The organism is Lamprobacter sp. (assembly GCF_034860625.1).
GTDB lineage: Bacteria > Pseudomonadota > Gammaproteobacteria > Chromatiales > Chromatiaceae > Lamprobacter.
Window position 1 is genome coordinate 1 of the sequence record NZ_JAYESN010000330.1, and the last position, 2669, is coordinate 2669.

General features: G+C 64.3%; 4 protein-coding genes. 1 reads left to right on the forward strand and 3 read right to left on the reverse strand.

Translation table 11 applies throughout. The annotated features are described in order from the left end of the window. Nucleotides 1-107: 107 nt before the first annotated feature. Together VBE63_RS27015 and VBE63_RS27020 are read right to left on the reverse strand one after the other, a co-directional pair. Entirely contained in the window at nt 108-797 is a 690-nt protein-coding gene (locus VBE63_RS27015) for an RES family NAD+ phosphorylase (RefSeq protein WP_323686088.1), read from the reverse strand. Next, the gene (locus VBE63_RS27020) at nt 778-1179 is read right to left on the reverse strand and encodes an MbcA/ParS/Xre antitoxin family protein (protein ID WP_323686089.1); all 402 of its coding nucleotides are present in this window, start codon (nt 1177-1179) and stop codon (nt 778-780) included. The genes VBE63_RS27015 and VBE63_RS27020 overlap by 20 nt, the downstream gene beginning before the upstream one ends. A gap of 397 nt (nt 1180-1576) precedes the next feature. Here VBE63_RS27020 and VBE63_RS27025 point away from each other — a divergent pair, with 397 nt between their 5' ends. Continuing rightward, complete coding sequence (locus VBE63_RS27025; RefSeq protein WP_323686090.1) at nt 1577-1888, forward strand: hypothetical protein; 312 nt, start codon at nt 1577-1579, stop codon at nt 1886-1888. A 129-nt stretch (nt 1889-2017) separates the two neighbouring features. Here VBE63_RS27025 and VBE63_RS27030 read toward each other — a convergent pair. Next, nucleotides 2018-2669: RES family NAD+ phosphorylase (locus tag VBE63_RS27030; protein WP_323686091.1), on the reverse strand; the 652-nt coding region annotated here is incomplete at its 5' end.

Consider the following 2669-nt stretch of genomic DNA (forward strand, 5'->3'; position numbering starts at 1 on the left):
ACCCTCATCCGGAGCAGGCGCCGGGATGCGGTGAGCTGTCGGCGGACTCGCTGAGGCACCAGGGGAGAGCGGCGTTGGCGGCGATCTGAATCGGTACCGCCGAAGCGCTAACGCAGGATCTTTTCATAGACACGCACAATCCGAGCGCCGTCCCACAGATAACTGAGATGCGGTCCCTGGCGAGGGAGGGTCACCGCCGGGGGTCTCAGGGCCGCAATACACTCGCCGCCAGGATGGCGCACCGATCGATAGACCAACCCCCAGGAATGCAACGCGCGCATCTCGGCCCCAAAGGCCTGAGACGCCGCCCAGGTCCGCGGAGCATGCAGCGCATCGTAGGTGTTGCCACGGATGTCGTGCAGGGGCTTGGCGATCTCGCCGACATCGACGCGCAGATCGATCTCCCCTGGCGCCTCTTCGGTGAAGGCGAGGAAGCGGGCGCGATGGAACTTGGTCTCTTCGATCGCCGTGTCCAGCGTGCGCGCCGCATAGTAGATCCCGAAGGACCCATCACTGAAGCGGCTCTCGGCGCCGACATGGGTAAAGGCCGCCATCACGGGCGATGCGCCCGGCCCACTGATCCGGTCCTCGGGATCGACCAGCGCGATGTCCCCGACCTCATCGCGCAGACGCGCGTTCGTCAGGCCCTCGAGGTGGTAGAGCGCCTCCATCCGCTCGGGATCGACCAAGGTCTCAAAGAAGGCGATGGCCGGGAACGCCGAAGAGACGATGCGATACTGGTGCGGCCAGTCCAGCTCGCACAGCGGTGGCGCCAGACTAGAGGCCACGCTGGGCATCGAGGTAGCGGCGCACCTCGGCGAGATCGATCAGGCTGCCCCCCAGCATCCGCTCCAGGGCGGAGTGCCCATGGAACAAAGGCGCTGCATTCGGTTTCTTCACCCACTCATCGGCCGCGCGCGGCGAGGGCAACAGCTCGCCTAAGGCGCGGGCGATGCCCAGCAGATAGCTGATGCGCTCCAGGGTGTCTCGCCCCAGCCGCCGCGCGGTCTTCTCCGACTTCCATTTGAAGAAGGTCGACTCTGGTGGGCTGCCGAGCAACACCCGCTCTTGCGCACTACTCAGTCCCCAGCGCGCCGTCAGGTTGAAGAAGGCCTGCAAGGCGGTGCTCGAGAGGATCTCCGCATCAAAGCCTGTATTGGACTGTGGGATGGCGGTCATACACAGCTCCATAACGGGAAATATTGGATGATTTCTCTCTTTTTAGACCTGCTTGTCGTCGAGGTCAAGTCGGCCGTCTCAGGCACTTGGCGGCCTGCTCTCTAAGCGACGCCCGCATCCCGAAAGCCGCTCGCGCGGCTAGCGGGGGGTTCGACTGTTCTGGAAAAAGTCGAGACGATTTGCTCATCGTCTGGAAGATGATCAACTTCTCGCCGTGCCGGAGCCATTGATCTGGCCAGCTGTTTCCGTCATAAAGCCGCATCCTAAAAGATGACGGAAACGCCCTGTGCGCGCACTCACCCATCAGCAGCGACTGCACCTGATCAACAGCGAGTAGCTGTTCGAGCATGACCGCGAGGCCTTACACCAGCGCCGCACCTATGCCTATGCCTACGGGATGCGCTGGAAGCGGGTGCGGGGCGTGGACTATCTGTTTCGTGAGCGCGATCGGCGCGGCAACGGCACATTGCTCGGGCGGCGTAACCCCGAGACCGAAGCCCGCCTGCGCCAGTTCCACGACCGTAAAGCCGCAGCGAAGCAGCGACTTGCCCAGATCAAGGCGCAACTCGACGAACAGGCCCGGCTCAACCAGGCGTTGCGCCTCATTGCCGCAGTCTGCGTTCGCCGAGCCACTGATGGCCTTGCCGAAGGCGATCGCGAATGTGGCATGGCTCGAATCCGCATGCGGACTCGCCGGCCTCGCCGGTGAACGAGACTGATCGGGGCAGGGCGCCGGGATGCGGGGAGGTCTCGACCGAGTCGCTGAGGCACCAGGGCAGCCAGTCGATCGGGGGCGGGACAGGTAGCGGTGGTCGATGATCGCGTGCAGTGTCTCCCATCAAACGAGTCCCCAACCTTGCTCATCGAGGATCTCAATGACATCAGCGCCGGTGTCCGATCGCCATGACCACAGCGAACCCAGGCTCTGCTCAACCAAGGCCTCCGCGCAGCGACTGAATAACGCCAGGTTGGTCGCGCCGGGTAAGGCACGCGACGGATACAGGATGCCATCGGGGGCTTGCGGCGCCTCGAAGATCCAACGTGACCAGGCTTGCGGCAGCGCGTAGTCAACCACGGCCAGCAGTTGCGCATCGAGGTTAAGGGCGGCCAACCCACAGCCGGTCAGCTGTGCCAGCAGGAGGGCGCGCGCGCTGTGGATACGGTAGAGCGCGCGCTCATCGAGCTCGCCGATGCTCACGAACGTGTCGACCGCAGGCGGGTAGCGGTCCATCAGGTTGTGACCAAAGGTCTCAGCGAACGCGGTTGCCGGCGCATCAGCAACGTACAGCACACCATAGTCGCCTCGAGGGTCGTTCCAACGCGCCAGGTGAGTGGTCGAGCAATGCAGCGCGGTGGCGTGACGGCGATGCGTGATCCGATACCACCGTTGGCCAGCCGGCACCGCCAGCAGACGCAGCTTGGCATGGCCACCGACAGGTGGGGCAGGAAGTGCCATGGCGACAGCGATTGCGGGCTGGACCGAGCCGTCT